Annotated in this window: 23 protein-coding genes and 5 pseudogenes; 22 read left to right on the top strand and 6 right to left on the bottom strand. The window is 43.0% G+C overall.

The window, feature by feature from the left end:
* Positions 1-20: 20 nt before the first annotated feature.
* The 6 genes and pseudogenes from RG608_RS03140 (at position 21) to RG608_RS03165 (ending at position 3,346) form a co-directional block, all read left to right on the top strand.
* Positions 21-446: a GNAT family N-acetyltransferase gene (locus RG608_RS03140; protein WP_308946537.1), complete on the top strand. Its 426-nt coding sequence runs from the start codon at positions 21-23 to the stop codon at positions 444-446.
* Between the two features lie 15 nt (positions 447-461).
* Positions 462-596: pseudogene (locus RG608_RS03145) on the top strand (N-acetyltransferase); the annotation flags it as partial.
* A 71-nt stretch (positions 597-667) separates the two neighbouring features.
* Complete coding sequence (locus RG608_RS03150) at positions 668-1,336, top strand: Fic family protein (RefSeq protein ID WP_268687481.1); 669 nt, start codon at positions 668-670, stop codon at positions 1,334-1,336.
* 319 nt (positions 1,337-1,655) lie between these two features.
* Positions 1,656-1,892 carry a DUF2829 domain-containing protein gene (locus RG608_RS03155; RefSeq protein ID WP_002899859.1) on the top strand — a complete coding sequence of 79 codons (237 nt, stop codon included), beginning with the start codon at positions 1,656-1,658 and terminating at the stop codon, positions 1,890-1,892.
* Positions 1,885-2,583, top strand: coding sequence for a 3-oxoacyl-ACP reductase (locus RG608_RS03160; protein WP_268687480.1), 699 nt, complete (start codon positions 1,885-1,887; stop codon positions 2,581-2,583). The genes RG608_RS03155 and RG608_RS03160 overlap by 8 nt, the downstream gene beginning before the upstream one ends.
* Positions 2,584-2,587: 4 nt before the next feature.
* On the top strand, positions 2,588-3,346 hold the full coding sequence (locus tag RG608_RS03165; RefSeq protein ID WP_268687479.1) for a GNAT family N-acetyltransferase: 759 nt from the start codon (positions 2,588-2,590) through the stop codon (positions 3,344-3,346).
* Between the two features lie 81 nt (positions 3,347-3,427).
* On the opposite strand, the gene RG608_RS03170 is transcribed toward RG608_RS03165, so the two are convergent.
* A complete protein-coding gene (locus tag RG608_RS03170) occupies positions 3,428-4,117 on the bottom strand; it encodes a DUF6796 family protein (protein WP_032909682.1) in 690 nt (229 codons plus the stop codon).
* A gap of 186 nt (positions 4,118-4,303) precedes the next feature.
* Positions 4,304-4,567 (bottom strand): annotated as a pseudogene (locus RG608_RS03175) (transposase); the annotation flags it as partial.
* Positions 4,568-4,815: 248 nt separating this feature from the next.
* Between RG608_RS03175 and RG608_RS03180 the strand changes: the two are divergent.
* The 9 genes and pseudogenes from RG608_RS03180 (at position 4,816) to RG608_RS03220 (ending at position 12,213) form a co-directional block, all read left to right on the top strand.
* On the top strand, positions 4,816-5,265 hold the full coding sequence (locus RG608_RS03180) for an ASCH domain-containing protein (protein ID WP_268687478.1): 450 nt from the start codon (positions 4,816-4,818) through the stop codon (positions 5,263-5,265).
* A gap of 92 nt (positions 5,266-5,357) precedes the next feature.
* Complete coding sequence (locus RG608_RS03185) at positions 5,358-5,984, top strand: PadR family transcriptional regulator (RefSeq protein ID WP_268687477.1); 627 nt, start codon at positions 5,358-5,360, stop codon at positions 5,982-5,984.
* A gap of 198 nt (positions 5,985-6,182) precedes the next feature.
* The gene (locus RG608_RS03190) at positions 6,183-6,977 is read left to right on the top strand and encodes a hypothetical protein (protein WP_268687476.1); all 795 of its coding nucleotides are present in this window, start codon (positions 6,183-6,185) and stop codon (positions 6,975-6,977) included.
* A 124-nt stretch (positions 6,978-7,101) separates the two neighbouring features.
* A complete protein-coding gene (gene glmU / locus RG608_RS03195) occupies positions 7,102-8,481 on the top strand; it encodes a bifunctional UDP-N-acetylglucosamine diphosphorylase/glucosamine-1-phosphate N-acetyltransferase GlmU (RefSeq protein ID WP_268687475.1) in 1,380 nt (459 codons plus the stop codon).
* Positions 8,482-8,489: 8 nt separating this feature from the next.
* Positions 8,490-9,040 (top strand): annotated as a pseudogene (locus RG608_RS03200) (NUDIX hydrolase).
* 12 nt (positions 9,041-9,052) lie between these two features.
* Positions 9,053-9,469: a cell wall synthase accessory phosphoprotein MacP gene (gene macP / locus RG608_RS03205; protein ID WP_268687473.1), complete on the top strand. Its 417-nt coding sequence runs from the start codon at positions 9,053-9,055 to the stop codon at positions 9,467-9,469.
* 76 nt (positions 9,470-9,545) lie between these two features.
* Positions 9,546-10,238 (top strand): 5'-methylthioadenosine/adenosylhomocysteine nucleosidase, encoded by a 693-nt coding sequence (locus tag RG608_RS03210; RefSeq protein WP_268687472.1) that lies wholly within the window; start codon positions 9,546-9,548, stop codon positions 10,236-10,238.
* A 13-nt stretch (positions 10,239-10,251) separates the two neighbouring features.
* Positions 10,252-10,560, top strand: a complete 309-nt coding sequence (locus RG608_RS03215) for a DUF898 family protein (protein ID WP_002899871.1) — start codon at positions 10,252-10,254, stop codon at positions 10,558-10,560.
* A gap of 111 nt (positions 10,561-10,671) precedes the next feature.
* Entirely contained in the window at positions 10,672-12,213 is a 1,542-nt protein-coding gene (locus tag RG608_RS03220) for an ABC-F family ATP-binding cassette domain-containing protein (protein ID WP_308946538.1), read from the top strand.
* A 54-nt stretch (positions 12,214-12,267) separates the two neighbouring features.
* On the opposite strand, the pseudogene RG608_RS03225 reads toward RG608_RS03220, so the two are convergent.
* Positions 12,268-12,387 (bottom strand): annotated as a pseudogene (locus tag RG608_RS03225) (zinc-ribbon domain-containing protein); the annotation flags it as partial.
* Positions 12,388-12,505: 118 nt separating this feature from the next.
* On the opposite strand from RG608_RS03225, the gene RG608_RS03230 reads away from it, so the two are divergent.
* From RG608_RS03230 to RG608_RS03250, 5 genes and pseudogenes are all read left to right on the top strand, one after another.
* Positions 12,506-14,551 carry an Sgo0707 family adhesin gene (locus tag RG608_RS03230; protein ID WP_268687470.1) on the top strand — a complete coding sequence of 682 codons (2,046 nt, stop codon included), beginning with the start codon at positions 12,506-12,508 and terminating at the stop codon, positions 14,549-14,551.
* Between the two features lie 89 nt (positions 14,552-14,640).
* Positions 14,641-16,100, top strand: a pseudogene (locus RG608_RS03235) (isopeptide-forming domain-containing fimbrial protein).
* 58 nt (positions 16,101-16,158) lie between these two features.
* The gene (locus RG608_RS03240) at positions 16,159-17,598 is read left to right on the top strand and encodes an isopeptide-forming domain-containing fimbrial protein (RefSeq protein WP_268687468.1); all 1,440 of its coding nucleotides are present in this window, start codon (positions 16,159-16,161) and stop codon (positions 17,596-17,598) included.
* A gap of 62 nt (positions 17,599-17,660) precedes the next feature.
* The gene (locus tag RG608_RS03245) at positions 17,661-19,094 is read left to right on the top strand and encodes an isopeptide-forming domain-containing fimbrial protein (protein WP_268687467.1); all 1,434 of its coding nucleotides are present in this window, start codon (positions 17,661-17,663) and stop codon (positions 19,092-19,094) included.
* A 72-nt stretch (positions 19,095-19,166) separates the two neighbouring features.
* Positions 19,167-20,054 carry a class C sortase gene (locus RG608_RS03250; protein ID WP_308946539.1) on the top strand — a complete coding sequence of 296 codons (888 nt, stop codon included), beginning with the start codon at positions 19,167-19,169 and terminating at the stop codon, positions 20,052-20,054.
* Between the two features lie 172 nt (positions 20,055-20,226).
* Here RG608_RS03250 and RG608_RS03255 read toward each other — a convergent pair whose 3' ends face one another.
* Genes RG608_RS03255 through RG608_RS03265 form a run of 3 tightly spaced genes read right to left on the bottom strand, consistent with a single transcriptional unit; the run spans position 20,227 to position 21,791 of the window.
* Positions 20,227-20,463 carry a zinc-ribbon domain-containing protein gene (locus RG608_RS03255; RefSeq protein WP_004192963.1) on the bottom strand — a complete coding sequence of 79 codons (237 nt, stop codon included), beginning with the start codon at positions 20,461-20,463 and terminating at the stop codon, positions 20,227-20,229.
* A 35-nt stretch (positions 20,464-20,498) separates the two neighbouring features.
* Entirely contained in the window at positions 20,499-21,317 is an 819-nt protein-coding gene (locus tag RG608_RS03260) for a peptidylprolyl isomerase (RefSeq protein ID WP_268687465.1), read from the bottom strand.
* 54 nt (positions 21,318-21,371) lie between these two features.
* A complete protein-coding gene (locus RG608_RS03265) occupies positions 21,372-21,791 on the bottom strand; it encodes an NUDIX domain-containing protein (RefSeq protein ID WP_308946540.1) in 420 nt (139 codons plus the stop codon).
* A 230-nt stretch (positions 21,792-22,021) separates the two neighbouring features.
* Here RG608_RS03265 and RG608_RS03270 point away from each other — a divergent pair, with 230 nt between their 5' ends.
* Together RG608_RS03270 and RG608_RS03275 are read left to right on the top strand one after the other, a co-directional pair.
* On the top strand, positions 22,022-22,204 hold the full coding sequence (locus RG608_RS03270; RefSeq protein ID WP_002894843.1) for a PspC domain-containing protein: 183 nt from the start codon (positions 22,022-22,024) through the stop codon (positions 22,202-22,204).
* A 132-nt stretch (positions 22,205-22,336) separates the two neighbouring features.
* Positions 22,337-24,637, top strand: a complete 2,301-nt coding sequence (locus RG608_RS03275) for a DNA translocase FtsK (protein WP_268687463.1) — start codon at positions 22,337-22,339, stop codon at positions 24,635-24,637.
* The last annotated feature ends 47 nt before the right edge of the window (positions 24,638-24,684 follow it).

Below are 24,684 nucleotides of genomic sequence, written 5' to 3' on the forward strand. Positions count from 1 at the left end.
AGAGAAGAACGAGGTGACAGATGATTCGTAAAGTAAAACTAAGAGATGCCGCAGCCATTCAGCGGCTTAATGCTGAGTGCCTGGGCTATGACTTCAATAGGGAAGCGACGGAGACTCAACTAAAAAGGTTACTAGAGAGTAACCAGCATTTGATTTTGGTAGCTGAAGAAGGCGGTCAGGTCATAGGTTACGCTCATGCGGCTAGCTACGACTGTCTCTATTTCCCGTCCTTGCTCAATCTCTTGGCTTTAGCCGTCGCTCAGGAATTTCAAGGGCGGGGACATGGCAGAGCGCTGATGCAAGCTTTGCGCGAAGAGGCAAAAGCCGCAGGCTACACAGGGATTCGGATTAATTCAGGCATTTCCCGCTCATCAGCCCATGAATTTTACCGTAGCCTTGGCTGTAGCGAAAAAGCAGACCAGAAACGGTTTTATTGGGAAATTTAGAGAAAGGAGGAGAAGATGATGATTGAACCACTAACCCAGCAGCATGCTTTAGAAATTGCTAAGGACTGGCATTATGAGGCGCCTTATGACTTTTATGATATGAAAAATGATCTGGAAGATTATGAAGAAATGGTTTCCCCTGAAGTGCGTGATTTCTCAATCATAAGCAAGCCATACACATCTCTAAATATCAAATACACTAAAGAATGAAAGGAAACTAAATGACCTATAAACAAGATTATCTGGATGATATTTTGGTTCGTATAGCCTACCATTCTAGCGGGATTGAGGGGAACACTATATCTCTTCCTGAAACGGTCAGTATCATCTTGGAAAGCACCTTGCCAGGAAAGCACAAGAGTATCAGAGAGTTCTATGAGATAGAGAACCACAAGCAGGCCTTTTCTTTGTTGCTGGATAGCTTAGCTAATAACGACCCCTTGACTGTGGGGCTGGTGCAAGATTTCCATGCGCTATTGACAGACCGCCTGCAGCACGATAGAGGGCAGTTTAAAACTGTTCAGAATGCTATCATAGGGGCTGAATTTAAGACAGCTTCACCAGACGAAACGCCTTTTCTAATGGCTCAATGGGCGGACAATACAGCTTATAGGCTGGATATGGCAAAGAGTGAGCGTGAGATATTAGAGATACTGGCTGATACGCATATCCAGTTCGAGCGCATTCACCCGTTTAGTGATGGGAATGGACGCACTGGCCGCTTAATTCTGATGTACTTGGCTATGAAGTACCTAGGTGCTCCGGTCATTATCAGCAAGGATGACAGGGCGGAGTATATGGAGCTTTTAGCTACTCAAAACATCCAAGGACTGTCTAACTTATTGCAGCAGTCACTAGATGACGAAAGGGAGAGAATGAGCCAGTTTTAGTGCTGGACTGCTTTTGTACAAAAATAAATTAAAACAACCACCGATGAATTGATGATAAATTCGCTGGTGGAGTTTAAAACAAAAAACAATGTTGGCAAAGTTTGGCTAGTATGAGCGTGAGAAAATCATTTAAGATAGCGACAACATCCGTACAATCGTAGATGTAAAAGGATAAAGAAAAAGAGGCCGTTTCATACTACGAAAAAGCTATAAATGGTCTATGAGTCCACAAAAAGGTGAACAAATTTAAAAACCACCTCATTTCAGAGGTTGGAAAACCTTATCAAATCAGGGTTTATAGATGATAAAGGAGAAAACCATGACATTTGAAGAAATTTTACCAGGTCTTAAGGCCAAGAAAAAATATGTGCGTACAGGCTGGGGCGGGGCAGAAAACTACGTCCAGCTCTTTGACACGATTGAGCAGAATGGGGTGGCTCTCGAAGTGACTCCTTATTTCCTCATCAATGTTTCAGGCGAAGGAGAGGGCTTCTCCATGTGGAGTCCGACTCCTTGTGATGTGCTCGCTACAGATTGGGTGGAAGTAGATGACTAAGACGGTACTAGTTACGGGAGCTAGCTCTGGCATTGGCCGAGCTCAGGCTCTGACCTTTTTGGAAAATGGCTACCGCGTCTACGGGGTGGACAAGGATGAAAATCCTGGTTTTCTCAATGAGCTGCGTTTTGTCAAGATGGATTTAACCGGGGATTTGACACCGCTCTTTACTAGCTTGCCCGAGGTGGATATTCTCTGCAATACAGCAGGTATTTTGGACAATTATCGTCCCCTGCACGAGACAAGTGACGAGGACTGGGAGCAGATTTTTGCGCTCAATCTGACCGCGACTATGAAAATCACTCGCTTTTACCTGCAGAAAATGCTGGAGAAAAAGTCTGGTATCATCATTAATATGTGCTCGATTGCTAGCTTTCTGGCTGGCGGCGGCGGTGCTGCCTATACAGCCTCTAAGCATGCTCTGGCTGGCCTGACCAAGCAGATAGCCTTGGACTATGCGGATAAAAATATCCAAGTCTTTGGTTTGGCACCGGGCGCTGTCAATACAGCTATGACTGCCACCGACTTTGAGCCAGGCGGACTGGCAGACTGGGTTGCTGAGGAAACGCCTATCAAACGCTGGTTAGACCCTCAAGAAGTGGCAGACATCAGCCTCTTTCTAGCCAGTGGTAAGGCAGCTGCTATGCAGGGCGAGATTATCAAAATCGACGGCGGCTGGAGTTTGAAGTAAGTGAATGAAGAATGCGAACAATGAGAAAGCTAAGAACCTTTTCCAAACCTGGACCAAAAACATGATTCACTATAGCTTATCTGCTGGTCTAGGGCAGTTCTTCATGAACGCGCCTGAGACATCCTGCCTTTACCAACTAGGAAATTTCATCTTTCCGGCTGGTCAGGTGGATCCAGATTTTTGGCAGGATTATAGCACAAAATACAGCTTGGCTGACAAGATCATTATCTCCGAGGAGCCCAGCTGGCAAGAGTTTTTGGATAGTCAGAGTGAGTTGGGCAAGTTTACTCGCTATGCTTTTGCGGACAGGGTTGCCTTTGACACAGAGGCTTTGGAGAAATGGCAGCGCAGGCTACCTGCAAACTACTACCTTTGTCTGATTGATAAGGAGAGTTATGAGCGTTTGGCTGAGGAAGCCTGGTCTCAGGATTTGCAGGGTGATTTTTCCGATTTTGACCATTTTCAAGCGGCGGGTGGCTTTGGCTTTTTACTCTATTCAGGAGAGGAAATCATAGCTGGCGTATCGACAGGATTGGTCTATCATGGAGCTCTTGAGATTGAAATTGCCACCAAGCCAGCCTACCAAAGACAGGGCTTGGCCAAAATTTTAGGTGCCCAGATGATTTTAGAAGCTCGAAAACGCTTACTCTTTCCTCTATGGGATGCGCACAATGAAGCCTCCAAAAAAGTCGCAGAAAGCTTGGGCTATCAGTGCCTAGGAGCTTATCCAGCTTATGAATGGAAAGGGACTTTTGACCAATGAAGAAAAACCAAACCTATTTCTTAAAAGACATCATGGAGGCTGTAAAATCGGAAGAGCTAGATGATGATTTCTGTTTGTATGCTAAGGAAAATGGAGAACTGAATTTTCAGGACAGCTACTTGCTTCCTTGTTGGTAAAGTTTTTGTCCTTTAGGGCAAAAATCATGGCTATTGTTATCATTAAAGCAAACCAAAAGGCGGGAATGAGAATAGGAGAAAGCATTTCGCGAAGGGCTGGTGCAATAGCGCTGAGTAGCCGACTAAGGAGAATTCCTGTTAAGGGAGTTGTTAGGGCAAACCAGCGCGGGTAAGCCGTTTTCTTACTCAAAACGAGGATAACAATAAATAGGAGAAGTACAGCCATAAGTACGAAATAAATAAGCAGAAAGTTATTTTTCACTATTGAAAAGCTTTCTAGTAATTTTGCAATATCGGCAGAGGGATTATGGGCATACAGCCGCGAAGTGGCGGCAAAATAGAAATAGCTGGTGTGGAGGAAAACACAGACAGTCATGAGAATCCAAGCTCCTACTATTCCTAGCCATTTTTGTCTCAGCCCGATAGAGAGGATATAGACGCCCATTCCTAAAAGCGGGAAAAGAAGTAAGGCATAGCCTGCAAAATCAACTTTCCAAGCTGCTAAATCAGGCATGTGCTGCCAAAATCCCTTTCCAAAACCGTCAGAGATAGCAATCAATATATCTGCAACATAAATCAGCCAGCTTCCTAAAATAGACCAGGGAGCCCAGCGACGGATCGTTTTTTGAGTCATAAGCGCCTCCTTTAGACTTGTGTTGCTAACATTTTACCAAAGGTTTGTTACGGAAGCAAGTCTCGAAATGCCTAGAGGCTATAAAATGGTGTCTGCTTTCTGTGTAAGGGGATGAAATGATTTCAGAAAGTGTGGGAAATGTTTGATTTTTGGGCTCTTTGTCAACTGTAGTGGGTTGATGAGAAGTTATAATCTGGAGAGGACTAAATCAGTCCTCTCCTTTTTGATGTTCAAAGCGATGAGGATTCTAGTTTTAAAATTGTCAAAGTTCCGAAATCCGAAAGCGTTTCGCTTGATGACTTTGATGAGGTTGTTAGTAGCTTCTAGTTTTGTGTTTGAGTAGGGCAGTTCCAGTGCGTTCAGGATCTTATCCTTGTTTTTCAAGAAGGTCTTAAAAACAGTTTGAAAAATAAGATTTACATAAGAAATGGTATCTTCAATGAGTCCAAAGACAAGTAAGGGAGCAGGAGCTGGAGCTGATTTATTACGGTGAAGATTTTGCGGATGTTCTCTTGTCAGTCATGGAGCAGAAAGCAGAAGCGACTGATCAAGAGTGTTTACAGGCTCTGCTTTACTATTATGAGCATGATGACTTTATGGATTTTGACTGAGAAGCTTTATTGACTTTGATAAAGATACAGTTTTGTAGTAAAATGTTTATAAACAATAATTATCATTTTAGAAAGACAGGAGAGATGATGACCCCAAAAGAAATGTGGCAGGCATATAAGAAAATCAATCCAGAAATTGGCGACGAGATTGATGCCTGGGCCTTCGGTGTCCAAGCAGACCAACTGGCTGATTTGGTGCTACGTGGTGAGAAGACAGCGACGGCTTCAGCCTACCAACTGTATCAGCTTGAAAATGAGCCCTTGCCGCAGGTAGGAAGCTTTGATGTCATTTTAGACAGTCAGGATAAGGCAGTCTGTATCGTTGAAATCACCAAAGTCTCTGTGCTGCCTTTTAAGGAGGTTTCAGCCGAACACGCTTTTAAGGAAGGAGAAGGAGACAAATCCTTGGCCTACTGGCAGCAAGTCCATGAGGCATTTTTCACAGAGTGTCTGGCGGAAGCCGGTTTGGAATTTTCCCAAGAAACGGGTGTCGTCCTAGAAGAATTTCGCAAGGTCTATCCGCTGGAACAAGCTTAAGTCTATTTTTGAATAGGCTTTTTGTTTGTCCTTGATAAATCGAAGCAAAAGTGTTACTGTTAGGTATACAAAAATCGTGATATGGAGGAGAAATGGACAAATTAATTTTAGGCTTACTCATGATAAAGCATTTTACAGTTTATGAAATTCGTCAGGTGATGCGGCAAAATTTCAGCTCTATGTGCAGCGACAGTTTAGGAAGTATCCAAGCAGCCTTAAAAAAACTGTCCCAGCAAGGGGCGGTGACTTATTCGGAGTATGTAGAAAAAGGAAAAATGAAGAAGGAATATGCCATTACTGCTTCGGGACGAATCTTGTTTTTGGAGTGGCTTAAAACGCCTATCGACATGAGCAAGAACAAGAATATGGACTTGGGGAAATTCCTTTTTATGGGTTATCTGCCAAAGAAAGAGCAGCTTCAGATGCTGGATTTAACCATTGAGGGACTGGAAGTTGAAGTCCAAGAGTTTGAAGCTGTCAAAAACGCGATTCGTTATACAGAGGAGCAGGAAAAAGTAAAAGCTTATCTAGAGCAGAACAGCCATTTGGCTACAGAGCTGATAGAGACCAGTCAGGCGGCTGATTTAGCTGAAAGTATTTCCCAGATTGGCTATTTTGAAATGAAGACGCTCGAATTTGGGCTGGATTCAGCCCGCTTTCAGTTGGACTGGTTTACCAAGCTTCGCCAGCAGTTGGCTGAAAATGAGAAAGAGGGCTGAGATACTAAGTATTCGAAAAGCAGTGGATACTTGCCTTGTAGATACATTTGGCAATGACTTTGAGAGTTTGAAAAACCAATTAACATTTCTTCCGCTACAGTCTTTTAGAGACCGTTTCTGAAAAAAGATTGAAAATAGGTCTAAAAAAGCTTATAATAAAAGCTATAAAACGACAGAAGGCTTCTAGGAGGATTGATTTTGAAGAAGGTTCATTTTTTTATCATTTACGGCTGTGTCTGCTTTGTACTGATTGGCGGAACCTTTTTCTATACTTACTTTAAGCCTGGAGGCATAGCAGAAGCAATCGAGTCCCGCTTTAAGCTGTCTGCTGTAGTGGATGCATCCTTGAAAAAATTCGATCAGGATAGTTTCTACATGGATCGGCTGTCTGAGTCAACCTATCTAGAAGGCTACAAAAAAAGAAAAGCTGAGACCGTTAAACAGCTGACCGTTTCAGAATCACCTTATTTAGCCAAGCTTTACGAAACCTATGATGATCAAGAACTGACCCATTATTTCAGTGAAGATCGGATGTACTTGGAAGAAAAAGACGGCTTTGAGACCATTGATGACACCGACTCCCGGAAACATATCAATGGTTATTCGGGCATGTCTTCCTTTAAGGCTTTGCTGCAGGTCATGGTAGATAATGAGTCAGAACTAACTAAGAAAAAAGTGGACGGCGGCTATGAGTTTTCGGTGACAGCAGAAGGTGATTTGGCTTATGACCTTATCGATGCTTTCTACTATGCTTATAATGATGAGCATTATGATACGACTATCAACATTGAGAAGTGTCAGGTTGCTTTTGTGGTTGACCCTAAGACTCGGACCATCCGCTCTATTGATATGACTATGGATTTGGACGAAGATACAGCTTTAGATGGAGAATTGATTTACTTCAAGCAGCGGGCTGTCTTCAAGGACTATGGCAAGGCAAAAGTCCATCTTCCAAAGAAAATCAAAGAAAAAGAAGCAAAATCAGCTGTTTAAAGGCTGATTTTTTTGTGCGAAAGGCTTTTATTGTAGCATTTTCTCTGGTATCTTGATTTTAATTTTTAAAAATTACCTTTTAGTGATATAATAAAGGTGATATCCTACAGAAAAGAGATAATTGATGACAAATTACGCGATTATTTTGGCTGCGGGTAAGGGTACTCGCATGAAGTCAGATTTACCAAAGGTACTGCACAAGGTTGCAGGAATTTCCATGCTGGAACATGTTTTTCGTAGTGTTAGTGCCATCGATCCGGAAAAGACCGTGACAGTTGTTGGCCATAAGGCGGAGCTAGTCGAGCAAGTCTTGGCAGGTCAGACAGACTTTGTCCGTCAGACCGAGCAGCTGGGAACGGGCCATGCTGTTATGATGGCCGAGCCTGTTTTGGAAAATCTGACTGGTCAGACACTGGTCATTGCTGGCGACACTCCCCTGATTACAGGAGAAAGCCTAAAAAATCTGATTGACTTTCATATCAACCACAAGAATGTTGCGACTATCCTGACAGCAGAAGCAGATAATCCTTTTGGATACGGCCGTATCGTACGCAATCAGCACGAAGAAGTCTTGAAAATTGTTGAGCAGAAGGACGCTTCGGACTTTGAGCAGCAAATCAAGGAAATCAATACTGGGACTTACGTCTTTGACAATGCCCGTCTCTTTGAAGCCCTCAAAAACATCAATACCAACAATGCACAAGGCGAATACTATATCACAGATGTGATTGGTATTTTCCGCGAGAATGGTGAAAAAGTCGGCGCTTATACACTAAAAGACTTTGATGAAAGTCTGGGGGTTAATGACCGCGTAGCTTTAGCTACAGCTGAGAGTGTTATGCGCCGCCGGATTAATCAGCAGCATATGGTCAATGGTGTCAGCTTTGTCAATCCTCATGCGACCTATATCGATGTGGATGTAGAAATTGCGCCTGAAGTTCAAGTTGAAGCAAATGTGACCCTGAAAGGTCAGACCAAGATTGGGGCAGAGACTATCCTGACCAATGGTACCTACATCGTGGACTCTGTCATTGGAGAGCGGACCGTTATCACCAACTCCATGATTGAGGAGTCAAGTGTTGCGGATGGAGTGACGGTCGGGCCTTACGCTCACATTCGTCCAGATTCTAGTCTGGCTAAGGATGTCCATGTCGGAAACTTTGTTGAAGTTAAAGGATCGTCAATTGGCGAAAATACCAAGGCTGGTCATTTGACCTACATTGGAAACTCTGAGGTTGGTGCTAATGTCAACTTTGGTGCGGGTACGATTACGGTTAATTATGATGGCCAGAAGAAGTACAAGACTATCATTGGCGACAATGTCTTTGTTGGTTCTAACTCGACCATTATTGCCCCAGTTGAGCTAGGTGACAACTCACTGGTCGGTGCGGGTTCTACTATTACGAAGGACGTACCAGCAGATGCCATCGCTCTGGGACGTGGCCGTCAGATTAACAAGGAAGATTACGCTAAGCGACTTCCTCATCATCCTCAAAATAAGTAGGTTCAGTCATGGAATTTGAAGAAAAACCGTCCAACGTACGGAAATTTATCAGGGACCGATTTTTAAAGTGATTCAGGACCAGGTAGAGCTGCCAGAGGGTAAGGGTCAAGCCCAACGGGATTTGATTTTTCATAATGGGGCGGTGGCTGTGATTGCTATCACTCCGGAGAACAAGATGATTTTAGTCAAGCAGTACCGCAAGGCGATTGAAGCGACTTCTTACGAGATTCCAGCTGGCAAGCTAGAAATGGGAGAGAATGCTGATCCTCATGCAGCTGCCCTCCGAGAATTAGAAGAAGAAACAGGCTACACTGGACAGCTGGAGTTGGTCTATGATTTCTACTCTGCCATCGGTTTTTGCAATGAAAAAATCAAGCTCTACAGTGCCAGTCATTTAACAAAGGTCGAAAACCCTCGTCCCCAAGACGAGGATGAAACATTGGAACTTTTTGAAGTCAGTCTGGAGGAGGCACATCAGTTGCTGCAAAACGGTGACATCTGCGATGCCAAGACCATCATGGCCCTTCAGTACTGGGAACAAAAAAATCTGAATAAATAGGAACGTAGATCAATGGGAAAAGCTTTATTAACAGATGAAATCATTGAGCGGGCCAACCGCGGTGAGGATATTTCGGGGCCGCCTCTCATGGATGACGAGGAAACCAAGATTCTTTCAACTGGCAGAAGCTCCTTTAGCTCGCAGCAGCCTAGTCGACAGGATACTCAGTTTGGCTATCAGAGTCCTCAAAACCGCTTTGGTTATGAAGAAGCTCGGTCTCAGCAGAATCGTTTTGGCTATCAGACTGCTCAAAACCAAGAGGAGTTTACAGATGAGACCCTGCACATTGAGGTAGATCCGACCGTGACTAAGAGCCGTCGGATTGAAAACCAAAAGCGGAGCCTTTTGCAAGCCAAACTCAATAAGATTCTCCTTTGGGTGGTCATCCTGCTGATTGGTTTGATTGCTGCTATTATTTGGTGGCCTTAAAAACCAGCTCTATTGCACTTAAAAGGAAGCCTAGCCTGTCTAAGCTTCTTTTTCATCAGATGATTTGAGGTATTATATGAAAATTGGAATTATCGCAGCCATGCCTGAAGAGCTGAAGATTTTGCTGGAGCATTTAGAAAATCCAAAGAAGCACCTGCGTTTAGGGCATGTCTATCATACGGGCTCTATTGGCTACCATGAAGTGGTGTTGGTCGAAAGCGGGATTGGCAAGGTTATGTCCGCTATGAGTGTGGCTGTTTTGGTCAATGACTTCAAGGTCACAGCCGTGATTAACACAGGCTCAGCTGGAGCAGTGGCAGAAGGTCTGGCTATCGGAGACGTGGTGGTCGCAGATCGTCTGGTCTACCATGATGTGGACGTAACAGCCTTTGGCTATGATTACGGTCAGATGGCGCGGCAGCCGCTCTATTTTGAAGCGAGCCGCTATCTGGTTGCTGAAATGAAGAAAATTTTGGATAAAACCCATCAAAAGGCCAGAGTAGGTTTGATTGCGACAGGTGACAGCTTTGTTGCTGGTCAAGATAAGATTGATCGCATTAAGGAGCATTTCCCAGATGTCCTGGCTGTCGAGATGGAAGGCGCAGCTATTGCTCAAGCTACACATTCGATCGGCCTGCCTTTTATGGTTATTCGCGCCATGAGCGATACGGCAAGTCATGATGCCAATGTCACTTTTGATGAATTCATTCTTGAAGCAGGTAAACGCTCTGCAGAAACCCTGATTCAATTTCTGAAAGAGTTGGTTTAAAGGGGAAGATAGTATGTACAAAGAGTCTTATTTTGATGGTGGTCTCTTTTCTTACATCGGTCATGTGATTTTGGCTACCTTGATTACCGTTTTTACACTGGGAATTTGTGCACCTTGGGGCATGTGTATTCTGTATAATTGGAAGATAAAACATACAGTTATTGACGGGCACCGTCTTTACTTTGATGGTACTGCCATGCAGCTTTTTGGAAATTGGATCAAGTGGTGGCTCCTGACCATTGTTACTTTTGGTATTTATGGCTTTTGGCTGAAAATCAAACTGACCCAGTGGATTACCAAGCATACACATCATGCGAATTGAGAATAAGCAAGCGAGACTTAAGTGGCTCGCTTTTCCTTTTCTTCTGTCTTGCCAAAAAATCCCTTTTGATGGTATAATCAAGGAACTGCAATCAATGATAGAGGAGAAAAAATGAGTATCTTAGAAGTAAAAAATCTCAGCCACGGTTTCGGAGACCGGGCTATTTTTGAGGATGTATCCTTCCGCCTCCTTAAGGGTGAGCATATCGGCTTAGTCGGTGCCAATGGTGAGGGAAAGTCAACCTTTATGAGCATTGTGACAGGTAAAATGCTGCCGGACGAAGGTAAGGTTGAGTGGTCCAAGTATGTGACGGCTGGCTATCTGGACCAGCATGCAGTGCTGGAGCAAGGTCAGTCTGTCCGTGATGTCTTGCGTACAGCCTTTGACGATCTTTTCAAGACAGAGGCCCGCATCAATGAAATCTATATGAGCATGGCTGAGGATGGAGCAGACGTTGATGCCCTTATGGAAGAAGTGGGCGAGCTGCAGGATCGCTTGGAGAGCCGAGATTTCTATACTCTAGATGCCAAGATTGACGAGGTCGCACGGGCACTGGGCGTTATGGACTACGGTATGGAGAGTGATGTGACGGAGCTGTCTGGTGGGCAGCGGACCAAGGTTCTCTTGGCTAAGTTGCTTTTGGAAAAACCGGATATCCTGCTCTTGGACGAGCCAACTAACTATCTGGATGCTGAGCACATTGACTGGCTCAAACGCTATCTACAGAATTATGAAAATGCCTTTGTTCTAATCTCGCATGATATTCCTTTCTTGAATGACGTGATTAATATCGTCTACCATGTGGAAAATCAGCACTTGACTCGTTATTCTGGCGACTACTATCAGTTTCAGGAAGTCTATGAGATGAAAAAATCTCAGCTGGAAGCGGCCTACGAACGCCAGCAGAAAGAAATTGCGGACCTTAAGGACTTTGTAGCTCGTAATAAAGCCCGCGTAGCGACCCGTAATATGGCCATGTCCCGACAAAAAAAACTGGATAAGATGGACATTATTGAGTTGCAAAGTGAAAAGCCAAAGCCTACCTTTGACTTCAAACCTGCCCGCACACCTGGCCGTTTTATCTTCCAAGCCAAGGATTTGCAGATTGGTTACGACCGACCGCTGACCCAGCCCCTTAACCTGACCTTTGAGCGCAACCAGAAGGTGGCTATCATCGGGGCAAATGGGATTGGGAAAACGATCCTGCTCAAGAGTTTGCTAGGGATTATCCCGCCTATCGCAGGTCAAGTCGAGCGTGGGGACTATCTGGAGCTTGGTTATTTCGAGCAGGAAGTCGAAGGCGGCAATCGTCAGACACCGCTGGAAGCAGTCTGGAACGCCTTTCCGGTTCTTAATCAGGCGGAAGTCCGAGCGGCTCTGGCCAGATGTGGTCTGACTTCCAAGCACATTGAGAGCCAGATCCAAGTCCTTTCAGGTGGAGAGCAGGCCAAGGTCCGCCTTTGCCTCCTCATGAACCGAGAAAATAATGTTCTGGTGCTGGATGAGCCGACCAACCACCTGGACGTAGATGCCAAGGAAGAGCTGAAGCGAGCTCTGAAAGAATACAAAGGCAGCATTCTCATGGTCTGCCACGAGCCTGATTTCTATGAAGGCTGGATGGATCAGATCTGGGATTTTAATCAGTTGACTTGATAAAATTTAATAAAAGAAAAGAGACGGTTCATTGCGAGTCGTCTCTTTCTGTTACTAATAATTCAAAAACTGCTCGATTTCCTGCTTCTCAATCTGTTTGCCATGCTGACAGACAGGGCAGGTGAGGTAATGTTTTCTACCGTAAGGAAAAGTTGGAATCCAATAGAGTGTGAACTACCAACATAAAAGATGCTCAAATTTATTTAGACACCTTGACAAATATGTAAAGAACTGCTAGTATATCCATAAGCAGTTTTTTTGAAGACTAAATGGAATTATTATGAAATACCTTATGAAAAAATATGTTAAGTCATTTCTTTTTGGGTTGACTTTTATTTTTGTGCTCTTTTCTTCAGCAGTCTATGCTGTTACGGAGCTTACTGAAAGCACAAATCTATCAACGCTTGATATTTATCAGTTTACCTTAACCCAAGCGAATATGGAGATCTTGAGTCAAAATGGCTTGGTCGAAAGAGAATATATCCCAGCTAATGGAAACTGGAAAGAAAGTACGGTCTTCTCGCTAAGAGTAGATAAAAACCAAACTCAGCAAACCTTTAATAGCCCCATTCAGTTGCGGTTTAACAATGCAGGTATTGTTAATGGCAAGGCTGTTGATGTTTATGTGACCTTCCACAGTATAGACACTTATCTGGTTCAGAGAAATGCAGATTACCAGGATCCAAATAAGACGCTTGTCCCCTTTCTGACAGTGGATGAAAACTGGGGAAGCAAATCCATCCAGATTATGGACTATATTTGGCCACCGCATCCAACTCTTACTCATGATATGCATGGAAGCTTTGCTCTGGATACGGATGTCACTGCAGAATTGAGATATCAGGACGGAATGCCCACAGATCTAAAGATGGTCATGTTGCCGTCTGATATTGATGTGGTCTATAATGCACTCGGTCGAGAAGAAAATTTTTCAATATATGATAAAGATATAGCATTAAATAAAATCGTAAAAAACACTTCCTATGCCCTTAATGAAACTCTAGTAGACAATAAAACGACATGGCACCCTACAAGGAGTACGCAGGGAGGCAGTGACGAACACAATGTTTCAGGATTTGCGGTTCGTTCTGAAACCAATGCCATTCGATTTGATTTTACAACAACGGCAGTCAGCGGCGGTTTGTTTGGCTTTTATACAGAGACGCCAAAGGCACCAGTGAAGCAGGCTTCAAAGGATAAGCTTCCTGCCCTTGTCGAAGAATCTCTAAATTATACGGCCAAATTTCCTATGCCGACTCCTGGTAAGGACATCATTGGCTCTCTATCTTCAATGCAGATGGTTGAGACTTTGGACGATCGTTTGGATTTTCAGAGTTTGACTCTTCAATTGGACGGTCGGACATTAACCCAAGGTGCTGACTATACAATGGCCAGAGATGGACAAAAGGTATCGGTGGCAATCAATGCCAAGCACCTGATCAGTAGCAATGCTGGAAAAGAATTTACTATTATATACAAGACAAAAACAAACGATAACATTTTACAAAATAGGGCGCCTATTGAAAATAAGGTCATACAAGAAATTGATAATATTCCTGTTTCATCAGAAATCGTTACAACTAATGTGCTCTACAAGAAAAGTTACCAATTTGAAAGTGGAACGCGAGATAAATCTCTTCCTCAAGAAGTTTTGAATCTGCTACCGCAAGATCAACATGACCTAGAAAATGGTTCGACGGTTACACCGGATTCTCCAAAAGGGAATAAAAGACTAGTCAGTACTTCAGAAGGAAATTGGGTTTTCAAAAACTATAATAAAGAATCTGACACTATTCAAAATCAAGATGTACTTTTCACTGGAATATGGAATTTTCAAGAATACGAAAAGCCAAGAAAAGAAGTCTTCAATAAAAATAATGAAAATATTGATAACCAAGAAGTCAAGGCCAATGACGTTCTAACCTATAAAATTATCTACAAGAATACCAGCGATAGGGAGTTGGATGTCACCATTACAGATGAACTACCTGAACATATGGACTATGTCAATGGTTCAACTGTATATGATGACTTTGCTAATAGGAGATTAACTTGGAGAAGAAGGCTGGCACCAGAGGAGACAGTAGAAGTGTCCTTTAAAGTCCGAGTGGATCAGGATGTAGATGGGCACATTCTTCAAAGCTCAGCTAGGGTATCAACTGACCTCTTCTCTTTAGAAACAAATAGGACGAATAATCCAACGGCATTAAAAAAGTATGTCCTTCCAGAAACAGGCGGGAATGGAACTCTCTTATACCTCTCGGGGGGCTCTATCGTCACAGTGGGGTCAGCGCTTTGGCTGTTTGTCCGAAATAAACGATATAAGAAATTTCAATAAAGAAAAAGATAGGAAATCACGAAAGCTTTGAAGAGGAATGGGATACCTCGAAGATCAAGTTTGAGTGAAGAAATAATTAGGAGATTATTATGAAAAAGATAAAACAGCTGGTTATGGCAGTCTTGGTCTTTGTCTTGACCTTTGCCGGCCTACCGGTCGTATCAGCAGACACAACCTATACCATTCAGCTGATTGGGACATCAACAGGCCATACTTACGAAGCTCATCCGATTTTTCTTGGAGACCTCGATCCAGCCACGAATACTCTTACCAATATTAGATGGGCTTCGGGGATTTGGGATTCAGGTAAAAGAAGATTTGGAGACGCGGCCGATAAAGCAGCCTCTTTAAGTGCTAAAGGAGATGATTCGCAAGAAGCAAGAGAATTTGCTCAGGAAATTTCCAAGTATCTATCCGGCGGTGGACGAAAAACAGTATCGGGACAAAATGGAACAACGACCATTTCTGGCTTGGCTCCAGGCTACTATTTGATTAAGGAAGTAAATAATACCTTATACAAAAAAATGAGACATACACTCGCTTTATGCTACAGGTGGCAAGAGATACGACAGTAGCAATTAAGTCTGATGTTCCTAGTCTTACTAAGGTTACCAAGTCAAGTACGACGGGAGAGGAAACGACTATAACGGATTACTCTATCGGTGATACAGTTCCATTCCAACTGACGGCGATACTACCAAGAAACTTGGATGATTATTCTGAGTATGAGCTATCTTTTAATGATAGTTTAATGCCCGGTTTGACTTATAATAACGATGCGCAAGTTTATCTAAAACGAGGTGATGAAGAAAGCTTAATAACCGACCATTTTAATATTTCCATAGAATCGTCCCGTAATCTAACCATAGCAACTAGTAATTTGAGGCAGGTGCCAAATGTAGATGCTTCTAGTAAAATTGTGGTTCGATACACTGCTCAACTGAATCAATACGCAACAACACATGCCAGTGCCAATACTAACATGAACGTGGCTAGTCTAAGCTTTTCGAACAACCCCAATACGGCTTTGGCAAAATCAATCGGAACAACGCCCCAAAGTAAAGTTCAGATCCATACCTACCAGCTTAATGTCTATAAGGTGGATGAAAGCAGGGGAGCTCTTGTAGGAGCAGAATTTACTCTTTATAAAAAAGTAAACAACCAGTATATAAAAGTTGGAACTACACAAGAATACAAAAGAAGTAATTTCTCAGGCTTTAAAGGACTAGGATCTGGAGATTATAAACTAGTAGAAACGATCACTCCAAAAGGCCACAACACTATGAAGGATATTGAGTTTAGCCTACGAGCAACCTATGATCCGACATTGCCAAGTACTCGGACCGCTATTCAAGCAACCTCAGACAGAGCAACTTTTACTTATGAATTGACAAATGGAATTTTTACAACGAATATTGTCAATAAAAAAGGAGCCCTCTTACCAAATACAGGTGGAATTGGAACGACTATTCTTTACCTAAGCGGTACAGGGCTTGTGCTAGGTGCGGGAGTTTTGTGGATAGTAAAGAAAAGAGTAAATAAAAAATAGGATTAAAGCAGGAAGTACTGAACGGGAGATCAGTCTCTTCCTCAATTAGGAGATTATGATGAAAAAAATAAAACAACTAGTCATGGCGGTCTTAGCCTTTGTCTTGACTTTTTCCGGCCTACCGGTCGTATCGGCTGATACAACGACCTACACTATCCAACTGACTGGAACTTCTTCTGGACATGTCTATGAACTATACCATATTTTTTCTGGTGATTTAGATGCTAATAATGTTCTGACTAATATCGAGTGGGGGCTCGGGGTTACAGGAGCAGGTAGAGCAAAATTTGGAGATGCATCTGCAAAAGCAGCTTCCTTAAGTGGTAAGCAGAATGACTCCCCTGAAGTTAAAGCGTTTGCTCAAGGATTGGCTGATAGTTTATCAGCTGCTGGGAGAACAAGAGTTCAATCTGAGCAAGGGACGACAACCATTTCTGGACTAAAGCCAGGTTACTACTTGATTAAAGATACGAATGGATCATTAGATAATGTAAAAAGTCAAGCTTATGCTAGCTTTATGCTGCAAGTTGCTAAGGATACAACGATAGCTATAAAATCAGATGTTCCTACTCTTACAAAACAAGTAAAAGCTAGCAACTCTGAAAACTACATATCAGCAACTGACAATGCAATTTGGGATACTATTCCTTTCCAAATTACTGCGACTCTTCCAAGTAACTACGGAGACTTTTCCAAGTATTACTTTTCTGTCAAAGATAGTATGACTTCAGGAATGATTAATAATGGTGATATTCAAGTTTATCTACAACAAGGTGGTTCAGAAGTAGCTATTACGGACTCCTTTTCTATCACAACGAACAGAGGATTGACGGTCAGCATTGGAGATCTAAAAACTCTGCCAAACGTAAATGAAAATAGTAAAATCGTGATTCGTTACACCGCCAGGTTGAAAGATAGTGCTATCTTAGGAACGGCCGGAAACTTAAATACGGCTAGTCTGACTTATTCAAACAATCCAAATAATAATGCCACTACAACTGCTCAAACTCTCGACAGTAGGGCAACAGTCTACACTTATCGCTTAAGATTGACCAAGATTAACGAAAGACAAGAGCGTGTAGCTGGTGCAGGTTTTACTCTTTACAAAAAGATTAATAATCAATATAGCGAGGTGCGAAAGATTGAAGCGAGCTCAAGTAGTACCATTGACTTTTATGGTATTAACGCAGGTGACTATAAGCTGGTCGAAAGCACGACACCAGCTGGCTATAATACTATGAAGGATATTGAATTTACCGTTACATCAACTATTGATTTAACTGGGACTTTAACAGATATGACAGCTACCTCAGCAACAGCCACCTTTGAAACGGATGTAAATAGAGGGTACATCAATCTGAAAGTGGTCAACAAGAAAGGCGCTCTTCTGCCAAACACAGGTGGAATCGGAACGACTATTCTTTACCTAGTCGGCACAAGTCTGGTTCTCGGAGCAGGCCTGCTCTTTGTAATTAAAAAACGTGTTTCAACAAAATAAAAGGAAAACTAGAGGAAGTGATGAATGTTTCATTCATCTCCTTCCTCGAATAGGAGATTAAAATGAAAAAAATAAAACAAATACTTACGACCATCTTGGTCTTTATCCTGACTTTTGCAGGGCTACCGGTCGTATCGGCTGATACAACTTACACCATCCAGCTAAGTGGAACTTCAGAGGGACATCTATACGAAGTCTACCATATCTTTTCAGGGACTTTAGATGCTAGCAACACCTTGACCAATATCGAGTGGGGAGAAGGAGTTTCAGAATCAGGCAGAACTCATTTTGGAAATGCTTCTGAAAAAGCCGCTTCTTTAAGTGGTAAGCAAAATGACTCTGCGGAGGCCAAAGCCTTTGCCCAAGACTTGGATCAATATTTATCAGGTGGAGAAACCTTTCAATCCCAGCAAGGTACGACAACCATTTCAGGACTAAAACCTGGTTACTATCTTATAAAGGATAGGAGTGATACTTTAGAAAATAAAAAAGGTCATGCCTATACTAGCTTTATGTTGCAAGTAGCTAAGGATACAACTGTAGCTGTGAAAGCTGATGTTCCAACTCTTACAAAACAAGTTCAAGCTAATGGCTCTCAAAATTATACTGCAGCGACTGAATATAGAATCGGACAAAGCATTCCTTTCCAAATTACCGCAACTCTTCCAAGCAACTATGCAGATTTTCCGCTATATAAATTTACAATCAAGGATACGATTCCTGTTGGAATGACCTATAATAATGATGTTCGAGTTTATCTACAAGAAGGGGGAACGGAAAAAGACATTTCAACATTTTTCCCAATTTCCTATACAGGCAATGTCATTACGATAACTCCAGGTGATCTTAAATATGTTCAAGGAGTAAAAGTATCTAGTAAGATTGTCATTCGCTATACGGCAAGATTAAACGATGATGCTGTTATGGGTGCTCTAGGAAATCCTAATATAGCTAACCTGACCTATTCAAATAATCCAAATGGAAATAATTCTTCAACTGCTGAAACTCCTGATACCAAGGCAAATGTCTATACATACCAGCTTAAATTAAATAAGGTCAAAGAAAATCAAGAAGCTCTAGCTGGTGCAGGATTTACTCTTTATAAGAAGGTTAATAACCAATATACTGAGATTAAAAAGTTTAAAGCTGGTTCAGACAGCACCTTTGATTTTAAGGGGCTTGATTCGGGTGACTACAAGCTTGTAGAAAGTACAATTCCATCAGGCTACAATGCTATGAAGGATATTGAGTTTAACATTTCAGGAACGATTGACTCCACAGGAGATTTGACAAATCTGACAGCAACTTCAGCAACCGCAAGCTTTGAGACTGATGTCAATACTGGTATTATCACCCTGAAAGTGGTCAATAAGCAAGGTGCTCTTCTGCCAAATACAGGGGGAATTGGAACGACCATTCTTTACCTAGTCGGAACTAGCCTTGTACTTGGTGCTGGAGTTCTATTTATTATCAAGAAACGCGCAGACTCCAAGTAATCTTAGGGAGAAAGGAAGAGGTAGATGAAGTATACTATCTCTTTTCCTTTCTTGTGCGACTGAATAAATGTTATGAAAAAACACCTTATTAATTTTTTACTAATTTTATTTTTAGTCAGTGGGATAGGATTGTTGCTCTACCCTACTGTAAGTGAACTTTGGAACTCTTATCATCAGTCGCAAGCTATTTCAAACTATGAGAATAAAGTAGAAAAGCTAGACACGAGTAAAGCAGATGAGATGAGAGCGGCTGCAGAGTTCTATAACCAAACCCTCGAAAAAGGAGTTGTCCCTAACTATCGTCTTTCAGAGGAAGAAAAAAAGACCTACAATAGCCTATTAGATGTTACAGGCACTGGCATTATGGCTTATGTGGAAATTCCCACGCTAGGAACCAACCTTCCCATTTACCATGGGACGGATGATGCTATTTTGCAAGTAGCAATTGGACATATTCCAGGAAGTTCACTGCTGGTTGGCGGTCAAGGGACTCACTCAGTCATATCAGGTCACCGAGGTTTGCCTTCAGCTAAGCTGTTTACTGACATTGACAAATTAAAAAACGGCGATCGATTTATGATCCATGTCTTGGGAAAGACTATCACCTATCAAGTGGACCAGACCTTGACAGTTGAGCCTGATGATGTTTCTTCTTTGGCCATTGACCCAGAGCAGGATTATTGTACACTGGTTACCTGTACCCCTTACGGGATAAATAGTCACCGCTTGTTGGTTAGAGGTCACCGAGTTCCGAATGAGGAGAAGATTTCCAAATCAAGCAAGAAGAGGACGAACGTGATTCCTTGGCTTTATATAGCTATCATCCTTCTTTTGCTGATCTTTATTTTGATTCTCCTTTACAGCAAGAGAAAGAAAAAAAGAGCTGAGCTACGCCATAAAACAGGTTTACGCTCAGCTGTTTATCGCAAACGGAACAAAAAGGGACGCCATGCAAAATGACTTATGGAAATAAGAGTAGTTATGTGAGAACTAATGAAGAAGGTTGTTCCTTTTTTATCGAAAAAACAGAACCTTTTTCTTAAAAATGCTCACACGATAAAACACTTAGTCTTGATATTTTACTCTTACAAAAAACGACTGGTACAAGATTTGTCTCAGTCGCTTTTTATTACTAATAATTCAAAAACTGCTCGATTTCCTGCTTTTCAATCTGTTTGCCATGCTGGCAGACAGGGCAGGTGAGGTAATGTTTTCTACCGTAAGGAAAGGTTGGAATCCAATAGAGTGTAAACTTTCGACCGGTTTCAATAATGTCCCAAGGTGCGACGTTGTGGCAGTTGGCACACTCGATATTGCTTTGGGTCTGTCCTAAGTTTTTCTGATAACCTTTATATCCCCAGATAATCATATTGATTTCCCTCCTTTATTGGTTGGGCAGCAAGCTTATTTGCTGAAGTCATAGTCCTTGATAATCTCGATTCTTTCAATCTTGATATCTTTTTTAGGCTTGTCATTATCGTCTGTTTCTGCGGCAGCGATTTTGTCCACCACATCCATACCTTCCAGCACTTGGCCAAAGACGGTATAAGCTCCGCCGTCTAAATTAGGATTTCCACCGTTTTTATAGGCTTCGATGATTTTAGCTGGGAAAGAATCCGTAGACATTTGGCTGGACAGGTCTTTCTTGCTTTGGTTAATGAAGAACTGACTGCCATTGGTGTCAGGGCCTGCATTGGCCATGGATAGGGCGCCACGAAGATTATAGAGATATGGAGAATACTCATTTTTAAAGCCGTTTCCAGAGTCTTTAGACTTGTCTTTGCCCTTCCAGATAGACTCGCCTCCTGTGCCATTTCCTTTAGGATCTCCGGTCTGAATCATAAATTCATTGATAACGCGGTGGAATATAATGCCGTCATAATAGCCTTCTTTGGCATGGGTCAGGAAGTTTTCAACGGCCAGTGGGGCTTGTTTTGGAAAGAGCTTGATGAGGATGTCGCCTTCAGTCGTTACCAACTTGACTTCCGCTTCATCTTCAGCAACTTCTGTAGATAGCTGTGGGAAGTTGGCATTTTCGTTGGTCATGGCATCCTTGTATTGCTCACGGAGTTTGCTGGTTTCCTCTGGATCAGAGCTAGAGCTCACTAGTGAGGAACTGCTGGACGGGTCGGAGGAGCTAGTAGCCTCCTTTTCCTTGCCTTTGCCAGAGCAGCCAGCTAAGACAAGTCCTGATAAGAGGCTGATAAGAAGAATTTTTTTCATATAAAACCTTTCTCACATTTGATTGTAAACTACTGATATTTTACTACAATTAAGCTAGTTTTTCAAACCCTCCCGTGTCAGGCAATCCAGAAGCAGATTTTTAAGTCCTGCTGGCCGTAAGTTCAGGTCGCAAATTGCTTCTATGTCTAACCATTCAGGTTGATAGATGTTCTGGGCATGACTGCGAAGGGCTTCCTCGCCCTGAATTATTGGGGCTGATGTATGGCTGATAGTGGCATGGAAGTAGATTTCTAAGCGTTGGCCATTTCTTAAAGTAAAGGCTGGCTGCAGCTGCTTTTCAGACAAGCTCCAACCCAGCTCTTCCTGAATTTCTCGCTGAGCTGTTTGGACTGCAGTCTCACCTGACTCGGCTCCGCCGCCCGGTATCACAAAATACTCTTCTCCATTTTTCCAGCGGTGGATGAGCAGTGTCTGCTTAGATTGGGGATTGTAAAGAATGACTCCAGCTCGCATGATCTTCCTCCTCCTATATTTTTACTGTAAACTGATTAGAATTTCCTTTTATTCTAACACAAGAACAAGAGTTTTGCTTGGACTTGTTAAAAGAAAGGTAGGGCGATTACGTTTATCTTGATAAGATGAAGTTTTAAATACAGAAGAAGTTTAGTAGTAGTAGGCAGACTTGTGCATGATGAAAGAATATGGTAAAATGAATAGATTAAAAATAATAAGGGGTGTTTTCCATGGAGAAAAGACTGACAAGAGATGTCAAGAACAAAAAAATCGCTGGTGTATGTGCTGGTATCGCAAACTACTTTGATTTAGATCCAACCTTGGTTCGTGTTATTTGGATTCTTTTGGTCTGTGTGGCAGGTACAGGTGTCTTGGCTTACTTGATTGCCTGGGCGGTTATGCCAGAGGCATAATAAGAAATTACGTGATAGTGAAATGAGAACTGGCTAGTCCAGTTCTTTTTGCGTGGATAAATAAGTTTTTTTTGCTTCTGATTTAGATAAAAGATTTCTCATCTAAGGCTCAAATATGGTATAATAAGGGTTATGGCAACTAAGAAAAACACGAAAAAAGGCCGGACAACTCGCCGGCCGACAAAAGCAGAATTAGAAAGACAAAAAGCAATAAAGAGAATGATTGCCACCTTTGTGCTGGCTCTTATTCTTTTGTTTGCAGCAATTAAGCTGGGCGCCTTTGGGGTTACTATTTATAATATGATTCGCCTCTTGGTGGGAAGCTTGGCCTATCTGGCTATTCTGGCCAGCTTTGGCTATCTCTTTTTTTTCAAGTGGCTGCACAAGCACGAGGGGACGGTTTCAGGTTTTATCAGCCTCTTTTTGGGACTGGAGTTAATCTTCCAAGCTTATTTCGTCAGTGTGTTGAAGCTAGAAGGGGCTGCTGTCTTATCCACAACTCTAGGCAGGGTCTTGACTGATCTGACAGCCTTTAAGGTCAGCTCCTTCGCGGGTGGCGGCCTGCTGGGCTCTCTCCTGTACGCACCAATCTCTTTCCTTTTTTCAAATATTGGTTCTTATTTCTTCGGCCTGCTGCTCATTCTTTTGGGCGGTCTGCTTATGAGCCCGTGGTCTATCTATGACATTTCAGAAAAGGCTATGGCTGCTTTTCAAAATTGGAGAGAGAAGCAGGAAGAAAAGCGACAGCTTCGTTTCCTGGAGCAGGAAGAGAAAGCTGCACAGGCAGCGATGCAAGCCATTGAAGTAGAGCAAGAAGAAGCTGAAGTCGATCCTGAAACAGGAGAGTTTTTAGATGACGAGGACTTGTCAGATACAGCTGTGGACTTTGATGAGGCAGACTATGAGGAAGTGGGAGAGTATGACCCTCATGAGCCTCTGGACTTTGGTCGCGAAGAAGAGACGGATGAGGCGGACGTAGACGTTGAAGTGGACTTTACTGCCAAGGAAAGTCTGGACTATAAGCTGCCGACCATCAACCTCTTTGCGCCCGACAAGCCTAAGAATCAGTCCAAAGAAAAGCGCATTGTTCGAGATAATATCAAAATTTTGGAAGAGACCTTTGCTAGTTTTGGCATCAAGGCTGCTGTTGAGCGGGCTGAAATCGGACCTTCCGTCACTAAGTACGAGGTCAAGCCAGCTGTTGGTGTTCGGGTCAATCGGATTTCCAATCTGGCTGATGACTTGGCTCTTGCCCTAGCTGCTAAGGATGTACGGATTGAGGCGCCGATTCCTGGAAAATCCCTAGTCGGAATTGAAGTGCCCAACTCTGAAGTTGCGACCGTGACCTTCCGAGAACTTTGGGATCAGTCTAAGACGGATGCTAGTAAGCTCCTAGAAATCCCGCTTGGTAAGGCTGTCAACGGCTCTGTCCGCTCCTTTGACTTGGCTAAGATGCCCCATCTCTTGGTAGCAGGCTCTACTGGCTCTGGTAAATCTGTGGCTGTCAACGGCATTATCGCCAGCATTCTCATGAAGGCCAGACCGGATGAAGTCAAGTTTATGATGGTGGATCCTAAAATGGTGGAGCTGTCTGTTTATAATGACATTCCCCACTTGCTTATCCCAGTCGTAACCAATCCTCGCAAGGCCAGCCGTGCCCTCCAGAAGGTTGTAGACGAGATGGAAAACCGCTATGAACTCTTCTCCAAGGTCGGTGCCCGTAACATTGCTGGCTACAATGCTAAAGTAGCCGAGTACAATGCCCAATCAGAGTACAAGCAAGTTCCCCTGCCTTTAATCGTTGTCATCGTGGACGAGCTGGCTGACCTTATGATGGTGGCCAGCAAGGAAGTGGAAGACGCCATTATTCGGTTGGGACAAAAAGCGCGTGCGGCTGGGATTCACATGATTCTGGCTACCCAGCGACCATCTGTAGATGTTATCTCCGGTCTGATTAAGGCCAATGTACCCTCTCGGATTGCCTTTGCTGTGTCCAGCGGGACAGACAGTCGGACCATTCTGGATGAAAATGGGGCAGAAAAGCTCTTGGGTCGAGGAGACATGCTCTTTAAGCCTATTGATGAAAACCATCCGGTTCGTTTGCAGGGCTCCTTTATCTCAGATGAAGATGTGGAGCGAATTGTTGCCTTTGTCAAGAACCAAGCTGAAGCTGATTATGACGATAGCTTTGATCCTGGTGAAGTATCTGAAAGTGATTTGGATACTGGCGGGGGCGACGATGAAGGTGATCCTCTCTTTGAAGAAGCCAAGGCCTTGGTTATCGAGACTCAGAAAGCCAGCGCATCTATGATTCAACGGCGACTCTCGGTCGGCTTTAATCGGGCCACTCGTCTTATGGAAGAACTCGAAGCGGCTGGCGTTATCGGACCAGCCGAAGGAACAAAGCCAAGAAAAGTTTTGCAGACTAATTGATTCTAATTTCACTAGTCTGCCAGTAAGATAATTATTTGATAAAAACA

It is taken from the genome of Streptococcus sp. IsoGale022 (assembly GCF_031142805.1).
GTDB classification, from domain to species: Bacteria; Bacillota; Bacilli; order Lactobacillales; family Streptococcaceae; genus Streptococcus; species Streptococcus sanguinis_A.

What these genes read in the sequence shown, in the direction of transcription:
- RG608_RS03140 (WP_308946537.1), top strand. Translation starts at nt 21, where the DNA reads ATGATTCGTAAAGTAAAACTAAGAGATGCCGCAGCCATTCAGCGGCTT.
- RG608_RS03150 (WP_268687481.1), top strand. Translation starts at nt 668, where the DNA reads ATGACCTATAAACAAGATTATCTGGATGATATTTTGGTTCGTATAGCC.
- RG608_RS03155 (WP_002899859.1), top strand. Translation starts at nt 1,656, where the DNA reads ATGACATTTGAAGAAATTTTACCAGGTCTTAAGGCCAAGAAAAAATAT.
- RG608_RS03160 (WP_268687480.1), top strand. Translation starts at nt 1,885, where the DNA reads ATGACTAAGACGGTACTAGTTACGGGAGCTAGCTCTGGCATTGGCCGA.
- RG608_RS03165 (WP_268687479.1), top strand. Translation starts at nt 2,588, where the DNA reads ATGAAGAATGCGAACAATGAGAAAGCTAAGAACCTTTTCCAAACCTGG.
- RG608_RS03170 (WP_032909682.1), bottom strand. Translation starts at nt 4,117, where the DNA reads ATGACTCAAAAAACGATCCGTCGCTGGGCTCCCTGGTCTATTTTAGGA.
- RG608_RS03180 (WP_268687478.1), top strand. Translation starts at nt 4,816, where the DNA reads ATGACCCCAAAAGAAATGTGGCAGGCATATAAGAAAATCAATCCAGAA.
- RG608_RS03185 (WP_268687477.1), top strand. Translation starts at nt 5,358, where the DNA reads ATGGACAAATTAATTTTAGGCTTACTCATGATAAAGCATTTTACAGTT.
- glmU (WP_268687475.1), top strand. Translation starts at nt 7,102, where the DNA reads ATGACAAATTACGCGATTATTTTGGCTGCGGGTAAGGGTACTCGCATG.
- macP (WP_268687473.1), top strand. Translation starts at nt 9,053, where the DNA reads ATGGGAAAAGCTTTATTAACAGATGAAATCATTGAGCGGGCCAACCGC.
- RG608_RS03210 (WP_268687472.1), top strand. Translation starts at nt 9,546, where the DNA reads ATGAAAATTGGAATTATCGCAGCCATGCCTGAAGAGCTGAAGATTTTG.
- RG608_RS03215 (WP_002899871.1), top strand. Translation starts at nt 10,252, where the DNA reads ATGTACAAAGAGTCTTATTTTGATGGTGGTCTCTTTTCTTACATCGGT.
- RG608_RS03220 (WP_308946538.1), top strand. Translation starts at nt 10,672, where the DNA reads ATGAGTATCTTAGAAGTAAAAAATCTCAGCCACGGTTTCGGAGACCGG.
- RG608_RS03230 (WP_268687470.1), top strand. Translation starts at nt 12,506, where the DNA reads ATGAAAAAATATGTTAAGTCATTTCTTTTTGGGTTGACTTTTATTTTT.
- RG608_RS03240 (WP_268687468.1), top strand. Translation starts at nt 16,159, where the DNA reads ATGAAAAAAATAAAACAACTAGTCATGGCGGTCTTAGCCTTTGTCTTG.
- RG608_RS03245 (WP_268687467.1), top strand. Translation starts at nt 17,661, where the DNA reads ATGAAAAAAATAAAACAAATACTTACGACCATCTTGGTCTTTATCCTG.
- RG608_RS03250 (WP_308946539.1), top strand. Translation starts at nt 19,167, where the DNA reads ATGAAAAAACACCTTATTAATTTTTTACTAATTTTATTTTTAGTCAGT.
- RG608_RS03255 (WP_004192963.1), bottom strand. Translation starts at nt 20,463, where the DNA reads ATGATTATCTGGGGATATAAAGGTTATCAGAAAAACTTAGGACAGACC.
- RG608_RS03260 (WP_268687465.1), bottom strand. Translation starts at nt 21,317, where the DNA reads ATGAAAAAAATTCTTCTTATCAGCCTCTTATCAGGACTTGTCTTAGCT.
- RG608_RS03265 (WP_308946540.1), bottom strand. Translation starts at nt 21,791, where the DNA reads ATGCGAGCTGGAGTCATTCTTTACAATCCCCAATCTAAGCAGACACTG.
- RG608_RS03270 (WP_002894843.1), top strand. Translation starts at nt 22,022, where the DNA reads ATGGAGAAAAGACTGACAAGAGATGTCAAGAACAAAAAAATCGCTGGT.
- RG608_RS03275 (WP_268687463.1), top strand. Translation starts at nt 22,337, where the DNA reads ATGGCAACTAAGAAAAACACGAAAAAAGGCCGGACAACTCGCCGGCCG.